We start from the raw sequence: 15,787 nt of genomic DNA on the forward strand, positions 1-15,787 counted from the left end.
CCGCGCCAGGTGTAATGATCGATGCGGGGGGCGCTCAGGCCCGGACCTTGCCCGCCGCGAAGCGGGTCAGCGCGCCGAAGGTTTCGAGCATGTCGCCGTCGACGTCATCGTCGTCGATCGTGATGCCGAGCCGGTCTTCGAGCTCGGTCAACACTCCGGCGACGGCCATCGAATCGAGCTCGGGCAGCGCGCCGAACAGCGGCGTATCGGCGGTGAATGCCGCGACCTGCGCCTCGGGCAGCCCCAGCGCGTCGCGCAACACGCCGCGCACCGTCTGCTCGATATCGTCGTGGCCTTCCCGCTTCATGCGTGATCCCTTCCCCGCTGGGGAGGCGCGTTAAGGCCCAAAGGCGCACAGGGCAATGCCGCGATCGCGAGCCGATCGATGTTCGCCGCGGCACCCCTGCACAATCCCGTCACCCCGGCCTTGAGCCGGGGTCCATCGGGAGGCAGACGCCGAGCAAGAGGCTCCAGCCGAAGAGCGTGCGGCACAATGGACCCCGGCTCAAGGCCGGGGTGACGGTGGGAATAGGGCATCGCTCTCGAAATTGCCGAACGACGCCGCCTTGGGCTTCCCGCCGTCCGGCACGGCATGGCATGAGCGTTGGGGGATGAAATCTCCACCGGCTTCGGTCATGGAGGGCCGATGGTGCCGCTCGATCCCGTCCCGCAGCCGATCGATCACGTCCTCGCCGGCGCGCCCGATGCGCCAGCGCTGATCGAGCGCGGGGAAACGCTCTCCTATCGCGACCTTGAGCAAGCGGTCGCGCGGCTGGCCGGCTGGCTCGCCGGATTCGGCTTCGCCCCGGGCGATCGCGTCGCGAGCTGGCTGCCCAAGACCCGCGCCGCGTGCCTGATGCCGCTCGCCGCGCCGCGCGTGGGGCTGGTGCATGTGCCGATCAACCCGTTGCTCAAGCGCGCGCAGGTCGCGCATATCATGAGCGACAGCGGCGCACGGCTGCTGCTGACCCAGCCGGCGCGCGCCGCGACGCTTGCATCCGAAGACCTGCCTGCGGGGGTCGTTCTCGCCGAGGCCGCCGGGGAAGGCGATGCGCTGCCGCGTTCTGCTGCCGATCCGCAGGCGCTGGCGGCGATCCTCTATACCTCGGGGTCGACCGGGCGCCCCAAGGGGGTGATGCTGAGCCACGCCAACCTCTGGCTCGGTGCGAACTCCGTCGCACATTATCTTGAGATCGCCCCGGAAGATCGCGTTCTCGGGGTGCTGCCGCTGAGCTTCGATTATGGCCAGAGCCAGCTTCTCTCGACCTGGGCGGCGGGGGCGGCGGTGGCGCCGCTCGATTATCTCACCGCGCGCGACGTGGTGAAGGCGGTCGAGCGCGTCGACGCGAGCACGCTCGCCGGGGTGCCGCCCTTGTGGGTGCAGTTGCTCGAGGCCGACTGGCCGGCCGAGACCGCGGCGCGGCTTCGGCGGCTGACCAATTCGGGCGGCGCGCTGACGATGCGGCTCGTCGCCGGGCTGCGTGCGATATTTCCCAACGCGCGGCTCTATCCGATGTACGGGCTGACCGAGGCATTTCGCTCGACCTTCCTCGATCCGGCGCTGGTCGATCGTCATCCCGAATCGATCGGGCGCGCGATCCCGCATGCCGAGGTGCTGGTGGTCCGCCCCGACGGCACGCGCGCCGCGCCTGGCGAACCGGGCGAACTGGTTCACGCCGGGCCGCTCGTCGCGCAGGGCTATTGGCGCGATGCCGAGCGCACCGCGCAGCGCTTTCGCCCTGCGCCGGTTTTCTCGCGCTACGGCGGGACGGCGGTGTGGTCGGGGGACAATGCGGTGGCGGATGCCGAGGGGCTGCTCCGCTTCGTCGGGCGCGACGACGAGATGATCAAGAGCGCGGGCAACCGCATCAGCCCCGCCGAGCTGGAGGAAGCCGCGGTCGCGGGGGGCGAGGCGGCGGAAGCGGTCGCGGTCGGCATTCCCGATGCGCGGCTCGGGCAGGCGATCGTGCTGGTGCTGCGCGGCGACGCGACGGCGGAGCCCGCACTGCGCGATCGGCTCAAGCGCGATCTGCCCAATTTCATGCAACCGGCGCGGATCGAGTGGCGCGACGATCTGCCGCGCAATCCCAACGGCAAGCTCGATCGCGCCCGGATCCGCGCGGAGGTGACGTCATGAAGCCGATGGGGCCGATCCCGCCCGAATTCGCCGGGCAGCAGGGGATGCTGACGATCGGCGGCCGCGCCGCGGACGATCTGGTGGCCGAGGCCGGGTCGCCCTGCTTCGTCTACGATCCCGCGATCGTCGCCGCGCGGGTGGCGCGGTTTCGTGCCGCGCTGCCGGGCGTCGACCTGCATTATGCGATGAAGGCCAATCCTTTCCCGCCGTTGCTCGCCGCGATCGCGCCGCTGGTCGACGGGATCGACGTCGCCTCCGCCGGGGAACTCGCGCTGGCGCTCACCGCCAAGGCCGCCGCGAGCATCAGCTTCGCCGGTCCCGGCAAGCGCGACGCCGAGCTGGAGGCGGCGATCGCCGCCGGGGCGACGCTCAACGTCGAATCCGCCAATGAGGCACGGCGCGCGCTGGCGATCGGCGATCGGCTCGGGCGCACGCCGCGGCTCGCGGTGCGGGTCAATCCCGATCTCGAGCTCAAGGGCTCGGGGATGAAGATGGGCGGGCGACCGTCGCCGTTCGGTATCGATGCCGAACAAGCGGCCGAGGTGGTGCGGCTGATCGTCGCGGGCGGGGCGGACTGGCGCGGTTTCCATATCTTCGCCGGATCGCAGGCGCTCGATGTCGCCGCGATCATCGAGACGCAGGCGGCAACGCTCGCGCTCGCCGCGCGGCTGGCCGAGGAAGCGGGCGCGACGCCGCCGCTGGTCAATCTCGGCGGCGGGTTCGGCGTGTCCTATTTCGCGGGCGATGTCGCGCTGGACGTCGAGCGGATCGGCGCGGCGTTGGCCGAAGCGCTGGCGACGCGCGCCGCGATCCTCGCCGATGCGCGTTTCGCGATCGAGCTCGGGCGCTGGCTCGTCGCCGAGGCGGGGGTCTATCTGACGCGGTTGGTCGATCGCAAGGAGAGCCGCGGCGAGACCTTCCTCGTCGTCGACGGCGGGCTGCATCACCAGCTCGCCGCCAGCGGCAATTTCGGCACGGTGGTGCGGCGCAACTATCCGCTCGCGGTGGCGGGGCGCATGGGCGAAGCGGCGAGCGAGGAGGTATCGGTGGTCGGCTGCCTGTGCACCCCGCTCGATCGGCTCGGCGACCGGGTCGCGCTGCCCCCCGCAGCGCCGGGTGACGTCATCGCGATCTTCCTCGCCGGGGCCTATGGCGTCACCGCCAGCCCGGCGGCGTTCCTCGGCCATCCGCCCGCCGCGGAACTTATGGTTGGCCTTTCTTAAACGCTATCTTCACCTCTTAACCGCATAGCGCAAAAGGCAAAGTGCATCGGATCGGGGGGTAGGGGTTCCGCCCGGCCGCGTGCAGCTAAGGGGTGTGACTATGCGTTTTGGCAGTGGTTCCCGTGGGCTGACGACGCTCGCGCTGGCATCGATGATGCTCGCGGGGTGCGGTGGCGCGGGAAGCGGCGCGCGGCCCGCTGCGCTGCCGTCGGCGGCGTTCGTCGCCAAGGCCGAGCAGCCGGGCGAGCAATATGTCATCGGCCCGCTCGATTCCCTGCAGATCTTCGTGTGGCGCAACCCCGAACTGTCGGCGAAGGTGCAGGTGCGCCCCGATGGCCGCATCACCACGCCACTGGTCAACGACATGCCCGCGGTCGGCAAGACCCCGGCCAAGCTCGCCGACGATATGAAGGCGGCGCTCGGCGAATATATAAAGGACCCGATCGTCTCGGTGATCGTGGAGAATTTCTCCGGCACGTTCAGCCAGCAGGTGCGGATCGTCGGCGCGACCGAGAAGCCCGCCTCGCTGCCCTATCGTGCGAACATGACCCTGCTCGATGCGATGATCGCGGTCGGCGGGCTTTCGCAATATGCCGCCGGCAATCGCGCGCGGCTGATCCGTTACGATCGCGCGACCGGCAAGCAGCATGAATATCAGCTCAAGATCAATCGCTTGCTCAAGAGTGGCGACGCATCCGCCAACGTCAAGCTCGAGCCGGGCGATGTGATCATCATCCCGGAAAGCATGTTCTGAGGCCGACGTGACAGGATTGTTCGACGAGATCAGGATCGTGCTCCACATGCTGTGGACGCGCCGCTGGATCGCGCTGGCGGTGGCCTGGGGGGTGTGCATCCTCGGCTGGCTGTTCGTCAGCCAGATCCCGAGCCGCTACGAAAGCCACGCGCGCGTTTTCGTCCAGATGCGGCAGGTGCTGCCCGCCGGCGCCAACGGCGCCACGACGATCGGCGATCAGGTGCGCGATATCGATACCGTGCGGCAGACACTGACCTCGGCGGTCAATCTCGAAAAGGTGGTACGCGGTACCGATCTGGCGCGCGGCGCGACCACCGATCGCCAGATCGCCGATCGCGCCGCCGGGTTGCAGAATGCGATCAAGATCACCGCGCAGCAGGACAATCTCTACGAGATCGTGGTCGCCTCGTCGTCGCCGCGGCTGGCGCAGCAGATCGCGCAGCGGGTGATCGACCTGTTCGTCGAACAGAATCTCTCGGACGACCGCAGCCAGAGCGCGCAAACGCTTCAGTTCCTTGATTCCCAGCTCCAGTCGCTCGGCGCCAAGCTGCAGGATGCCGAGGTGAAGCGTGCGGATTTCCAGAACCATTATCTCGGCTCGCTGCCCGGCACCGGATCGGTCAGCGACCGGATCGGCGCAGCGCGCGCGCAGATGAGCCAGGTCGACAGCGATCTCGCCGCGGCGCAGGCCAATCTTTCCGCGCTCAACGGCCAGATGGCGGGCACGCCGCGCTCGGTGCCGGGGCTCGGCCCGGCCTCGGGGATGGCGCCGGCGCGCGCGCGGCTCGCGGCGATCCAGGGCCAGCTCGCCGATGCGCGCGCGCGCGGCTATACCGATGCCCACCCCGATGTCGTCGCGCTCAAGGCGCAGCTCGCGCAGGCGCAGGCCGATGTGAAGCACGAGCCCGCGCCGGCGGGTATCGCTGGGGCGGACAATCCCGCCTATCTCTCGCTCGCCTCGATGCGCGCCGACCGGCAGGCGGCGGTCACCGCGCTGGTCGCGCGCAAGCGCCAGCTTCAGTCCGATCTCGATACGCTCAACGCCAAGCTGGCGCAGGACCCAGCGGTCGCGGCGGAGCAGGGCGGGATCGATCGCAACTACAACGTCCTCAAGAACCAGTATGACCAATTGCTCGCCCAGCGCGAGCAGGTCGCGCTGCACAGCCAGGCGCAGTCGCAGACCGATGCGGTGAAGTTCAGCGTGATCGATCCCCCGACCAGCCCGCGCACCCCGACTGCGCCCAACCGGCCGCTGCTGCTCACCGGGGTGCTGGCGGCGGGGCTGCTTGGCGGGCTCGGCGCGGCGTTTGCGCTGGGGCAGATCCAGGCGACCTTCCCGACCGCGCGGCGGCTGGAGAAAGCGTCGGGGATGCCGGTGATCGGCTCGATCGGCGAGATGATCACCCGCACCCAGGCGGAGGATCGCGCGCGCAAGCTCAAATGGCTTGCGGGCGGTGCGGCGGCGCTGGTGGCGAGTTACGTGATCCTGCTCGGGGTCGAGATGGTGCAACGGGGGATGGCGGCATGAGCGAAACCCCGGCCCCCCGCGACGGCGCCCCGCGCGACGGATCGCTGATCGAGCGTGCCGCGCAAATCTACGATTTCGATGCGCAATTCCGCGTGCGGCGCGGCGCGTCGCTGCTGTCGACGCGCACCGCGAGCGAGTCGCAGTCCGAAGCGCACAGCTTCCTCGACGATGCCCCGCCGCCGCCGCCGGGCGCCGAAACCCTGTCGCGCGAGGCCGCGCTGACGCTCGCCGCGATCCCGCTCGAATTGCGCGATTTCGGCATGAGCGACGAGGATGACGAGGCCGCGGCATCGCCCGTGCCGTCGGACGTGATCGCGGTCGACCGCGCGTTGCTCGCGGCGAAGGGCATGCTGGTGCCGGGTGCGCCGGTGGGGGCGCTGGCCGAGGAATTCCGGCTGGTGAAGCGGCAGTTGCTGCTCAACGCCCGCTCGATCGCAATGGGCACCCCCGAGCGCCGCGCGCGGACGATCCTCGTCGGATCGGGCAAGCCGGGCGAGGGCAAAACCTTTTGCGCGATCAACCTCGCGATCAGCCTTGCCGCCGAGCGCGATGTCGAGGTGCTGCTGGTCGACGCCGATTTCGCCAAGCCCGACGTCATGGCGTCGCTCGGCCTCAGCGATTCGACCGGGCTGCTCGACATCATCGACGATCCCGCGCTCGATCCCGAGGCATTCGTGCTCAAGACCGATGTGCCGCAGCTCTCGCTGCTCCCGTCGGGCGCGCGGAGCCACGCCGATACCGAATTGCTCGCCAGCGCGCGCACCGCCGAGGTGCTCGATCGGCTGCTCGCGGCCGACCCGCGCCGCATCATCGTGTTCGATTCGCCCCCGGCGCTGGCGGCCTCGCCGGCATCGGTGCTGGCGCTGCTCGTTGCGCAGGTGATGCTGGTGGTCCGCGCCGATCGCACCACCGAGGGCGATGTGCGCGAGGCGGTCGGGCTGCTCGACGGCTGCGAGCATATCAGCCTCGTCCTCAACGCCGTTTCCTACGAGCCGCACCGCGGGCGCTTCGGCAGCTATTACGGACAAGGCGGGCGCGGATGAGGCTTGCCTTCCTGGCCGTTGCGCTCGCCGCATCGCCGGCGGCGGCGGATACGCGCTATCTCATCCCCTATGTCGAGGTGGGGCAGGCGATCGGCGCCGATCTTTCCAGCGACGATGTCGTCACCTGGACCCAGCTTGCGGCGGGGATCGATGCCGGCGTGTCGGGGCGGCGCGCCGAGGGGCAGATCAGCGCGCGTTACGAGCGGCGCATTCCCTGGGGCGGCGATCTCGTCGATCAGGACATGCTGTCGGGCCTCGCGCGCGGCTCGATCAAGCTCACCCCGGCCCTGTCGTTCGACGCCGGCGCGCTAGCGACCCGCACCCGGGCGGATATCCGCGGCGCGGCGCCGGGGCTGTACAGCAGCGACCCGGCCAATATTTCAAATGTATATTCGATCTATCTCGGGCCGCAACTGAGCACGGCGGTCGGGCCAGCGCAGCTGACCGCCACCTATCGCTTCGGTTATACGAAGGTCGATGCCCCCGCCTTTACCGGTATCGCGCCGGGCGCGCCGCGGCTCGATTATTTCGATCAGTCGACCAGCCATCTCGCAACGGCTTCGATCGGGACGCGGGCGGGGGCGATCGCGCCGTTCGGCATCACGCTGAGCGGCGCGATAGAGCGCGATTCCGCCACCGAGCTGTCGCAGCGTTACGAGGGTGAATTCGGCCGCGTCGACGTGGTGCAGCCGATCAGCCGCACGGTCGCGATCCGCGGCGGGGTCGGCTATGAGAAGATCAAGGCCACCCAGCGCGACGCATTGCTCGACGGCAACGGCGCCCCGGTGCTCGATGGCAACGGACGCTTCGTCACCGACCCCAATTCGCCGCGCCGCATCGCCTATAATACCGACGGGCTGATCTACGACGCGGGGGTGATCTGGCGCCCGTCGCCGCGGCTCGAGCTGCAGGCGAACGCGGGCTATCGCTATGGCGGCGAGACCTATTTTGGCTCGCTCTCGTGGCGCCTGACCCCCAACAGCGCGATCCGCGCGGTGGTCTACGACGGGGTGAGCACCTTCGGCCGCCAGCTCCGCGACGGGCTCGCCGGGCTGCCCACCGCCTTTGATACCGGCGGCGGCGGCGCGTTCGGGCAGCAATTCGCCGGCTGCGTCTTCGCCTCGCAACCCGCGACCGGCGGGGCGGGCGGATGCCTCAACAGCGCGTTCCAGTCGATCACCACCGCCACCTATCGCGCGCGCGGGGTCGACGTGGTCTACAGCCGCACCGCCGGGCTCACCCGGCTCGGCTTCGGCTTCGGCTATGCCAATCGCAAGCTCTATGCGCCGCCGGCCGCGCCGGGGATCACGCTGTTCGGCGTGATCGACGAAAGCTATTACGCACAGATCTTCTACGCCCGCGCGCTCAGCCGCAATTCGGAGGTCGATGCCAATCTGTTCGTGAATTATTACGACAGCGGCGTGCCGGGGATGCAGGGCGTGCTCGGCGCGGGCGCGACCGGCAGCTACCAGCATCGCTTCGGCCGGCTCGGCACGATCGCGTCGCTCGGCATTTACACCTATGACCAGCGCGGTTTCGACAGCATCTGGTCGCTCCAGGGGCTGCTCGCGGCGAGGTATGAATTCCGATGATCGCCCGGCACCCCGACAAGCAAGGAACATCGTGAGATGTACGAGGATCATTTCGGCCTCAGCGAGCGGCCGTTCCAGCTCACTCCCGATCCCAAATATTGGTTCGACAGCGCCACGCATCGCAAGGCGATGGCCTATCTCGGCTATGGGCTGGCGCAGGGCGAGGGGTTCATCGTCATCACCGGCGATATCGGCGCGGGCAAGACGACGCTGGTCGGGCATCTGACCGCGCGGATCGATCCCGCGAACCTGCGGGTGATCTCCCTGGTATCGAGCGCGATCGAGGCGGACGATCTGCTTCGCGTCGTCGCGAACGGGTTGGGGGTGAGCGACGTGCCGCGCAACAAGGCGGATCTGCTCGCCGCGATCGAGCGCGGGCTCAATGCGGTCGCGCGCACCGGGCGGCGCACCCTGCTGATCGTCGACGAGGCGCAGGCGCTGCCGCTCCCCGCATTGGAGGAGCTGCGCATGCTCTCCAATTTCCAGGCGGGCGGGAAGGCGCTGCTGCAGATTTTCCTGCTCGGCCAGCCCGAGTTCCGCGAACGGCTCCACGGCTCCTATTCGCTCGAGCAATTGCGCCAGCGGGTCATCGCGCTCCACCATCTCGAACCGATGGGCGAGGAGGAAGTCGCCGACTATATCGGCCACCGGCTGCAGGTCGCGGGGTGGCAGGGGCAGCCCGATTTCGCCGAGGATGCCTTCCCCTTGCTCTATCGCGCGACCGATGGCGTGCCGCGCCGGGTGAACCAGCTGATGGGGCGGGTGATGCTTCATGCCGCGATCGCGGGGACGACGCTGATCGACGCGGCATTGATCGAGGAAGTCCAGGCCGATGCCGCGCGCGATCTGCCCAGCGCCTCGACCCCGCCGACGGGGTCGGCGACGATCGCCGACGAGGGCATCCTCGCCGAGCGTATCGCCGCGCTGGAGGCGCGGATCGCCGAGCAGGACGCCGCGTTGCGCCGCGTGCTGACCTTGCTGGTCGACTGGGTGGAGAATGAGCCGGCCCCTCTTGCATCGCGGCTGGAGGCGGTGCGCGGCGCGGCGGCCTGAACATGGGCGTGGTCAACGGCCTGTCGGTCGATATCGAGGAATGGTTTCAGGTCGGCGCGTTTGAGCGGACGATCGCGCGTGCGGATTGGGAGGCGCTCGAATCGCGGGTCGCCTCCAATACTGCGACGGTGCTCGATCTGTTCGCCGAGACGGGGGTGAAGGCGACCTTCTTCACGCTCGGCTGGGTCGCGCAGCGCCAGCCCGCGCTGATCCGTCGCATCGTCGCCGAAGGGCATGAGATCGCGAGCCACGGCTGGGATCATGCGCGCGTCTTCACGCTCGACGCGGCGCGCTTTCGCGACGATCTGCGCCGGACCCGCGCCGCGCTGGAGGATGCCGGCGGCGTGAAGGTCACCGGCTATCGCGCGCCGAGCTTCTCGATCGACGCGCGCACCCCCTGGGCGCATCAGGTGCTGGCGGAGGAAGGCTATACCTATTCGTCGAGCGTCGCCCCGATCGCGCACGATCACTACGGCTGGCGTGAAAGCCCGCGTTATGCGTGGCGCCCGTTGCGCGACGCGCCGCTGATCGAGCTGCCGGTGACGGTGGCCGAACTGGCCGGGCGGCGGCTGGCGACCGGGGGCGGCTTTTTCCGCTTGCTGCCGGGCGCCTTGACCGATTTCGCGGTGCGACAGGTCAATCGTGCCGGGCAGCCGGCGATCTTCTATTTCCATCCGTGGGAGGTCGATCCCGATCAGCCGCGCGTCGCCGAAGCGCCGTTGCGCTCGCGGGTGCGGCATTACAGCCGGCTCGGCGCGATGGCGGGGAAACTGCGCGGGCTGGTCCAGCGGCATCATTGGGGGCGGGTCGACGCGATCGCCGCGCGCGAGACGACGCCATGACGTTCGCCGTGCGGAAGGCGACCGCCGCCGACGACGCGGCGATCACCGCGTTCGTCCGCGCGCAACCGGCGGCGACCCCCTTCCACCTCCCCGCGTGGAGCCGCGCGATCGAACGCGGCTGCCGGCAGCGCGCGCATTATCTGATCGCCGAGCGCGACGGCGCGATCGCGGGGGTGCTCCCGCTGACCGAGATGCGCTCGCCCTTGTTCGGCAATGCCTTGGTCTCGGCGGGTTTCGCGGTCGACGGCGGGGTGCTGGGCGAGGGCGGGGAGGCGCTGGTCGCCGCCGCGTGTGCGCTCGGGCTGCCGTCGATCGAATTGCGCGGCGGCGCCGCGCCGGTGGGCTGGGCGGTCGACGATACGACCTATCTCGGCTTCGTGCGGCCGCTGGCGGCCGACGATGAGGCCGAACTGGCGGCGATCCCGCGCAAGCAGCGCGCTGAAATGCGCAAGGCGTTGGCGAACGAGCTGGAGGTGGTGACCGGCGGCGCCGAGCGCGCGGGCGAACATTATGTGGTCTATGCCGAATCGGTGCGCAATCTCGGCACCCCGGTGTTTCCCCGTGCCCTGTTTCGCGCGGTGCTGGAGACAATGGACGCCGATGTGCTGACCGTGCGGCATCAGGGACGCGCGGTGGCGAGCGTGCTCAGCCTCTATTTCAACGACATCGTTTACCCTTATTGGGGCGGCGGGACCGCGGCGGCGCGGGGGTTGCGCGCCAACGACCGGATGTATTTCGCGTTGATGAGCCACGCCCGCGCGCGCGGCTGCACCGCCTTCGATTTCGGCCGGTCGAAGGCGGGGACGGGCGCGGCGGCGTTCAAGAAGAATTGGGGATTCGAGGGCGTGCCGCTCGCTTATGCCAAATGGAGCGAAGGCGCGGCGCGCGAGATCAACCCGCTCAACCCGAAATATGCGCTAATGGTGCGCACGTGGCAGCGGCTGCCGCTGCCGCTCGCCAATCTCCTCGGCCCGTGGATCAGCCGGGGGCTCGGGTGAAGGAAATCCTGTTCCTCGCGCATCGTGCGCCCTTTCCGCCCGATCGCGGGGACAAGATCCGCAGTTTCCATATCCTGCGGCATCTCGCGACGCGCGCGCGTGTGCATCTCGTCGCCTTTGCCGACGATCCGCGCGATCTTCGCCCGGCGGCCGAGTATCGCGCGCTGGTCGACGAATGCGTGATCGTCCCGCGCACCAAATCGCGCCTGCGCGCGGCGCTGGAGGCGCTGGCGACCGCGCAGCCGCTGTCGGTGACGGCCTTCGCGCATCGCGGGGTCGAGCGCGCGGTGCGCGATATCCTCGCGCGGCGGCCGATCGAGGCGATCTACGTCTATTCGGGGCAGATGGCGCAATATCTGCCGGTCGCCGGGCCGCGCACGATTATGGATTTTGTCGATCTCGATTCGGCCAAGTTCGCGGCTTATGCCGAAGACGCGCAGGGCATCACCCGCTGGATGATGCAGCGCGAGGCGCGGATGCTCGCCGCCTTCGAGCGCGAGGTGGCCGGGCGGGTCGATGCCAGCCTGTTCGTGAGCGAGGCGGAGGCCCGGCTGCTTCCCGGCAGCATCGCGATAGAGAACGGGATCGATACCGCGCATTACGACCCGACGGCCGCGCATGTCCCGGTGGTGGGGCAGGGGCCGCTCGTCGTGTTCACCGGGCAGATGGATTATCGCCCCAATATCGATGCGGTGACGTGGTTCGCGCGCGATCTGCTGCCGCAGATCCCGGGGGTGCGCTTCGCGATCGTCGGCCGCGCGCCGAGCGCCGAGGTGCGCGCATTGGCGGGCGAGCGGGTGATCGTCACCGGCGAGGTCGCCGATGTGCGCGGCTGGCTCAAGGCGGCATCGGTGGTGGTCGCGCCGCTCAAGCTCGCGCGCGGCATCCAGAACAAGGTGCTGGAGGCGATGGCTATGGCGCGGCCGGTAGTCGCTTCGGTGGCAGCGGCGGAAGGGATCGATCACCGCGGCACGATCCGCGTCGCGCGTGACGGTGCGGATTTCGTCGCGTCGGTCAATGCGTTGCTCGCCGATCCGGTTGCCGCGGCGGCGCTCGGCAAGGCGGCGCGCGCGCAGGCGATCGCGCGTTACGATTGGGCCGCGGCGCTCGCCCCGCTCGATCCGCTGATCGGCCTGTGACGATCGCGCTGGCGGTTGCGCGCCCGACGGCGGCGGCATGGCGGCAGGCGCTGGTCGCGCTTGCGCTGGTGGCGGCGGCGCTGCTGATCGCCTTCCACCGCGATCTCGCCGCCATGGCGCATATCTGGTGGACCAGCACCACTTTCGGTCATTGCCTCTTCATCGCCCCAGTCCTCACCTGGCTGGTGTGGATCAGGCGGCGCGAACTGGCGCGATTGCGGCCCGAGGGGTGGTGGCCGGGAATCGCGATCGTCGCGGCGGGCGGGTTCGGCTGGCTGGTCGGCGATGCGGCGGGGGTGGCGTTCGCGCGCCAGCTCGGGCTGGTGATGATGTTGCAGGGCGCGGTGGTAACCCTGCTCGGCGCCAATGTCGCGCGCGGGCTCATGTTTCCGCTCTGCTATGCCGTATTCCTCGTCCCGTTCGGCGATATGCTCGAGCCGCCGTTGCAGCAGGTGACGGTCGCGATCGTCCTGCCGCTGCTTCATCTGGCCGGCGTGCCGGCGGCGGTGGACGGGGTGCTGATCCACGCCGGACGCTATTATTTCGAGGTGGCGGAGGCGTGCTCGGGCGCGAAATTCGTCATCGCGATGCTGGCCTATGGCGTGCTGGTCGCCAATCTGTGCTTCACGTCGTGGCGCCGGCGCGCGTTGTTCATGCTCGTCTGCCTGGTCGTCCCGGTGCTCGCCAACGGGGTGCGCGCGTTCGGGACGATCTATGCCGCGCATCTCACCTCGGTCGAACGGGCGACCGGTTTCGACCATATCGTCTACGGCTGGTTGTTCTTCGGGCTGATCATGGCGCTGGTGATGGCGATCGGCTGGCGCTGGTTCGATCGCGCACCCGATGCGCGCGCGTTCGACCCTGCGACGCTCTCCACCCCGCTCAAACATCGCATCGCGCTCGCCCCGGCCGCGGCACTGGTGCTGCTCACGGCGGGGCTGTTCGCCGGGTGGAGCGCCGCAATCGCCGCGCGCACCGCGATTTTGCCGGCGCAGATCGATCTGCCCGCGGTGCCGGGCTGGCGGCGCGCGCCGCTCAGCACCCGTGCGCCGTGGCAGCCTTATTACCCCGGCGCGGATCATTATCTGTTCGGGCGCTACACCGATCGCAATGGCGCAGCGGCGGATTTGGCGATCGCGGTCTTTGCCAGCCAGCGTGAGGGGAAGAAGCTGGCAGCGTTCGGCACCGGCGCGCTGCGCGAAGGCGATGTGTGGGTGCGGGTCGCCGATGTGCCCGGTTTCGCCGGAGGACGCGCGATGCGGATGACCGCCCCCGGCCCGGTGGAGCGCATCGTGGCGACATGGTATCGCGCGGGCGGCATGGTTACCGGAGACGACAGGATCGTGAAGCTCGCGACATTGAAGGCCCGCATGTTGGGCGGCGATCAGGCGGCGGTGGCGATCCATATCTCGGCGGAGGGCGCGGCGGCGCGGCGGACGATCCAGAATTTCCTCGACGCCCTCGGTCCGATCGACCGCGTGGCGGACGATGTGGCGGCGCCGCGCTGATGTGCGGCATCGCCGGGCTTTACTATCCGGGAACGCCCAAGCCGGTCGATCCGGCGCGGGTGCGCGCGATGGCCGATGCGATGGCGCATCGCGGGCCGGACGGATCGGGGGTGTGGACCGCGCCCGGCGTCGGGCTCGGGCATCGTCGGCTGTCGATCATCGACGTCGCCGGGTCGCCGCAGCCGATGGCGAGTGCAGACGGCGCGCTGACGATCGTGTTCAACGGCGAAATCTATAATTTCCAGGCGCTGCGGCGCGAGTTGGTGGCGCGCGGCTGGGCATTCCGCACCGAGGGGGATACCGAGGTGCTGCTCGCCGGCTGGTCGACCTGGGGGCCGGCAATGCTCGACCGGCTGGTCGGGATGTTCGCCTTCGCGATCCACGATGCGCGCGCCAACACCTTGTTCCTCGCGCGCGATCGGCTGGGGGTGAAGCCGCTCTATTATGTCTCGCTCGCCGACGGCGCTTTCGCCTTTGCGTCGGAACTCAAGGGGCTGCTCGCCCACCCGTTGCTCCGCCGCATGCCCGACGTCACCGCGGTCGAGGATTATCTTGCCTACGGCTATGTCCCCGACGACGCCTGTATCGTCGCGGGGGTGAAAAAGCTGCCGGCGGGGCATTTCCTGCTAATCGAGCGCGGCCGGCCGATCCCTGCGCCGCGATCGTGGTGGGATATCTCTTTCGCTGATCGCGCCCCCGGCAGCACCGCCGTGCTGGAGGAGGAATTGCTCGCCCATATGCGCGAGGGCGTGCGCTCGCGGATGGTGGCGGACGTGCCGCTCGGCGCGTTCCTCTCGGGCGGGGTAGACAGCTCGGCGGTGGTTGCGCTGATGGCTGAGCAATCGCCGCGCGCGGTCAAGACGTGCACGATCGGTTTCACCGTCGCCGATTACGACGAGCGACGCCATGCCGCCGTGGTTGCCGAGCGCTTCGCCACCGCGCATCGCGAGCGGGTGGTCGACGCCGAGGATTTCGCGCTGATCGATACGCTCGTCCACGCCTTCGACGAACCGTTCGCCGATGCCTCGGCGCTCGCGACCTGGCAGGTCTGCGCGCTGGCGCGCGAGCAAGTGACGGTCGCGCTGACCGGCGACGGCGCCGACGAAGCGCTCGCCGGCTATCGCCGCTATCGCTTCCACGCCGCGGAGGAACGCGCGCGCGGGCTGCTGCCCGCCGGGCTGCGCACGCGGGTGTTCGGGACGCTGGGGCGCGTTTACCCCAAGGCCGATTGGGCGCCGCGGCCGTTGCGCGCCAAGACGACCCTGCTCGCGCTCGCCGCGGACGGGGCGGAGGCCTATGCCGGTGCAGTTGGGGTGACGACGCCGGCGCTGCGTCAGTCGCTATACACCGATGCGGCGCGGCGCGCGCTTGGGGGGCATCGCGCGGAGGATCGCTATATCGCCGCGATGCGCGATGCGCCCGCGCGCGACGCGCTCGACCGCGCGCAATATGCCGATCTCAAGATCTGGCTGCCCGGCGATATCCTGACCAAGACCGACCGCACCAGCATGGCGGTGAGCCTCGAGGCGCGCGAGCCGTTGCTCGATCATCGGCTGGTCGAATTCGGCGCGCGCTTGCCCGCGGCGATGCGGCTGCGGCGCGGCGAGGGCAAGTGGCTGATGAAGCATGCGATGGAGCGTTATCTGCCGCGTGAGACCCTCTATCGGCCCAAAATGGGGTTCGTCACCCCGGTCAGCACCTGGTTCCGCGGCGCGCTGGCGGCACAGGGAGCGGCGCTGGCGCGCTCGCGGACGCTCGCCGGGACCGGTTGGTTCGATCTCGACCGGCTCGCGCGGCTCGCCGAGGCGCACCGCACCGGCCGCGAGGAGCACGGCCGGACCTTGTGGCAATTCGTGATGCTCGAAAAGAGCCTCGCGCGGCTCTTCGGTTAGATCGGGATCAGCTATCCCCGTTCGCCCTGAGCTTGTCGAAGGGCTGTCCTTCCTTCCGAGGAAGAAAGGGCCGGGCTT

The 15,787-nt window shown here is 69.5% G+C and carries 13 protein-coding genes; 12 read left to right on the forward strand and 1 reads right to left on the reverse strand.

Features of this window, described 5'->3' with window-relative positions; genetic code table 11:
* Positions 1-34: 34 nt before the first annotated feature.
* Entirely contained in the window at positions 35-307 is a 273-nt protein-coding gene (locus tag NED98_RS03585) for an acyl carrier protein (RefSeq protein ID WP_179511478.1), read from the reverse strand.
* A 339-nt stretch (positions 308-646) separates the two neighbouring features.
* On the opposite strand from NED98_RS03585, the gene NED98_RS03590 reads away from it, so the two are divergent.
* From NED98_RS03590 to NED98_RS03645, 12 genes are all read left to right on the forward strand, one after another.
* A complete protein-coding gene (locus NED98_RS03590) occupies positions 647-2,137 on the forward strand; it encodes an AMP-binding protein (protein WP_265311973.1) in 1,491 nt (496 codons plus the stop codon).
* A complete protein-coding gene (locus NED98_RS03595) occupies positions 2,134-3,360 on the forward strand; it encodes a pyridoxal-dependent decarboxylase, exosortase A system-associated (protein ID WP_265311974.1) in 1,227 nt (408 codons plus the stop codon). The genes NED98_RS03590 and NED98_RS03595 overlap by 4 nt, the downstream gene beginning before the upstream one ends.
* 100 nt (positions 3,361-3,460) lie before the next feature.
* Complete coding sequence (locus NED98_RS03600; RefSeq protein ID WP_265269193.1) at positions 3,461-4,114, forward strand: XrtA/PEP-CTERM system exopolysaccharide export protein; 654 nt, start codon at positions 3,461-3,463, stop codon at positions 4,112-4,114.
* A 7-nt stretch (positions 4,115-4,121) separates the two neighbouring features.
* Positions 4,122-5,642 carry an XrtA system polysaccharide chain length determinant gene (locus NED98_RS03605; protein WP_265311975.1) on the forward strand — a complete coding sequence of 507 codons (1,521 nt, stop codon included), beginning with the start codon at positions 4,122-4,124 and terminating at the stop codon, positions 5,640-5,642.
* Entirely contained in the window at positions 5,639-6,685 is a 1,047-nt protein-coding gene (locus NED98_RS03610; protein WP_265311976.1) for an AAA family ATPase, read from the forward strand. The genes NED98_RS03605 and NED98_RS03610 overlap by 4 nt, the downstream gene beginning before the upstream one ends.
* Positions 6,682-8,277: a hypothetical protein gene (locus NED98_RS03615; protein WP_265311977.1), complete on the forward strand. Its 1,596-nt coding sequence runs from the start codon at positions 6,682-6,684 to the stop codon at positions 8,275-8,277. Before NED98_RS03610 ends, NED98_RS03615 begins: the two co-directional genes overlap by 4 nt.
* A 36-nt stretch (positions 8,278-8,313) precedes the next feature.
* Positions 8,314-9,330: an ExeA family protein gene (locus NED98_RS03620; protein WP_265311978.1), complete on the forward strand. Its 1,017-nt coding sequence runs from the start codon at positions 8,314-8,316 to the stop codon at positions 9,328-9,330.
* 2 nt (positions 9,331-9,332) lie between these two features.
* Positions 9,333-10,172: an XrtA system polysaccharide deacetylase gene (locus NED98_RS03625; protein ID WP_265311979.1), complete on the forward strand. Its 840-nt coding sequence runs from the start codon at positions 9,333-9,335 to the stop codon at positions 10,170-10,172.
* A complete protein-coding gene (locus tag NED98_RS03630; protein ID WP_265269199.1) occupies positions 10,169-11,170 on the forward strand; it encodes a FemAB family XrtA/PEP-CTERM system-associated protein in 1,002 nt (333 codons plus the stop codon). The genes NED98_RS03625 and NED98_RS03630 overlap by 4 nt, the downstream gene beginning before the upstream one ends.
* Entirely contained in the window at positions 11,167-12,309 is a 1,143-nt protein-coding gene (locus NED98_RS03635) for a TIGR03087 family PEP-CTERM/XrtA system glycosyltransferase (protein WP_265311980.1), read from the forward strand. The genes NED98_RS03630 and NED98_RS03635 overlap by 4 nt, the downstream gene beginning before the upstream one ends.
* Positions 12,306-13,817, forward strand: coding sequence for an exosortase A (gene xrtA, locus NED98_RS03640; protein ID WP_265311981.1), 1,512 nt, complete (start codon positions 12,306-12,308; stop codon positions 13,815-13,817). Before NED98_RS03635 ends, xrtA begins: the two co-directional genes overlap by 4 nt.
* Positions 13,817-15,709, forward strand: coding sequence for an XrtA/PEP-CTERM system amidotransferase (locus NED98_RS03645; protein ID WP_265311982.1), 1,893 nt, complete (start codon positions 13,817-13,819; stop codon positions 15,707-15,709). Before xrtA ends, NED98_RS03645 begins: the two co-directional genes overlap by 1 nt.
* The last annotated feature ends 78 nt before the right edge of the window (positions 15,710-15,787 follow it).

This window comes from Sphingomonas lycopersici (assembly GCF_026130605.1).
GTDB lineage: Bacteria > Pseudomonadota > Alphaproteobacteria > Sphingomonadales > Sphingomonadaceae > Sphingomonas > Sphingomonas lycopersici.

Excerpts from the sequence above, each read along its gene's own strand:
- NED98_RS03590 (WP_265311973.1), top strand. The coding sequence starts at position 647 with ATGGTGCCGCTCGATCCCGTCCCGCAGCCGATCGATCACGTCCTCGCC.
- NED98_RS03610 (WP_265311976.1), top strand. The coding sequence starts at position 5,639 with ATGAGCGAAACCCCGGCCCCCCGCGACGGCGCCCCGCGCGACGGATCG.
- NED98_RS03625 (WP_265311979.1), top strand. The coding sequence starts at position 9,333 with ATGGGCGTGGTCAACGGCCTGTCGGTCGATATCGAGGAATGGTTTCAG.
- NED98_RS03585 (WP_179511478.1), bottom strand. The coding sequence starts at position 307 with ATGAAGCGGGAAGGCCACGACGATATCGAGCAGACGGTGCGCGGCGTG.
- NED98_RS03600 (WP_265269193.1), top strand. The coding sequence starts at position 3,461 with ATGCGTTTTGGCAGTGGTTCCCGTGGGCTGACGACGCTCGCGCTGGCA.
- NED98_RS03595 (WP_265311974.1), top strand. The coding sequence starts at position 2,134 with ATGAAGCCGATGGGGCCGATCCCGCCCGAATTCGCCGGGCAGCAGGGG.
- NED98_RS03630 (WP_265269199.1), top strand. The coding sequence starts at position 10,169 with ATGACGTTCGCCGTGCGGAAGGCGACCGCCGCCGACGACGCGGCGATC.
- NED98_RS03620 (WP_265311978.1), top strand. The coding sequence starts at position 8,314 with ATGTACGAGGATCATTTCGGCCTCAGCGAGCGGCCGTTCCAGCTCACT.
- NED98_RS03615 (WP_265311977.1), top strand. The coding sequence starts at position 6,682 with ATGAGGCTTGCCTTCCTGGCCGTTGCGCTCGCCGCATCGCCGGCGGCG.
- NED98_RS03645 (WP_265311982.1), top strand. The coding sequence starts at position 13,817 with ATGTGCGGCATCGCCGGGCTTTACTATCCGGGAACGCCCAAGCCGGTC.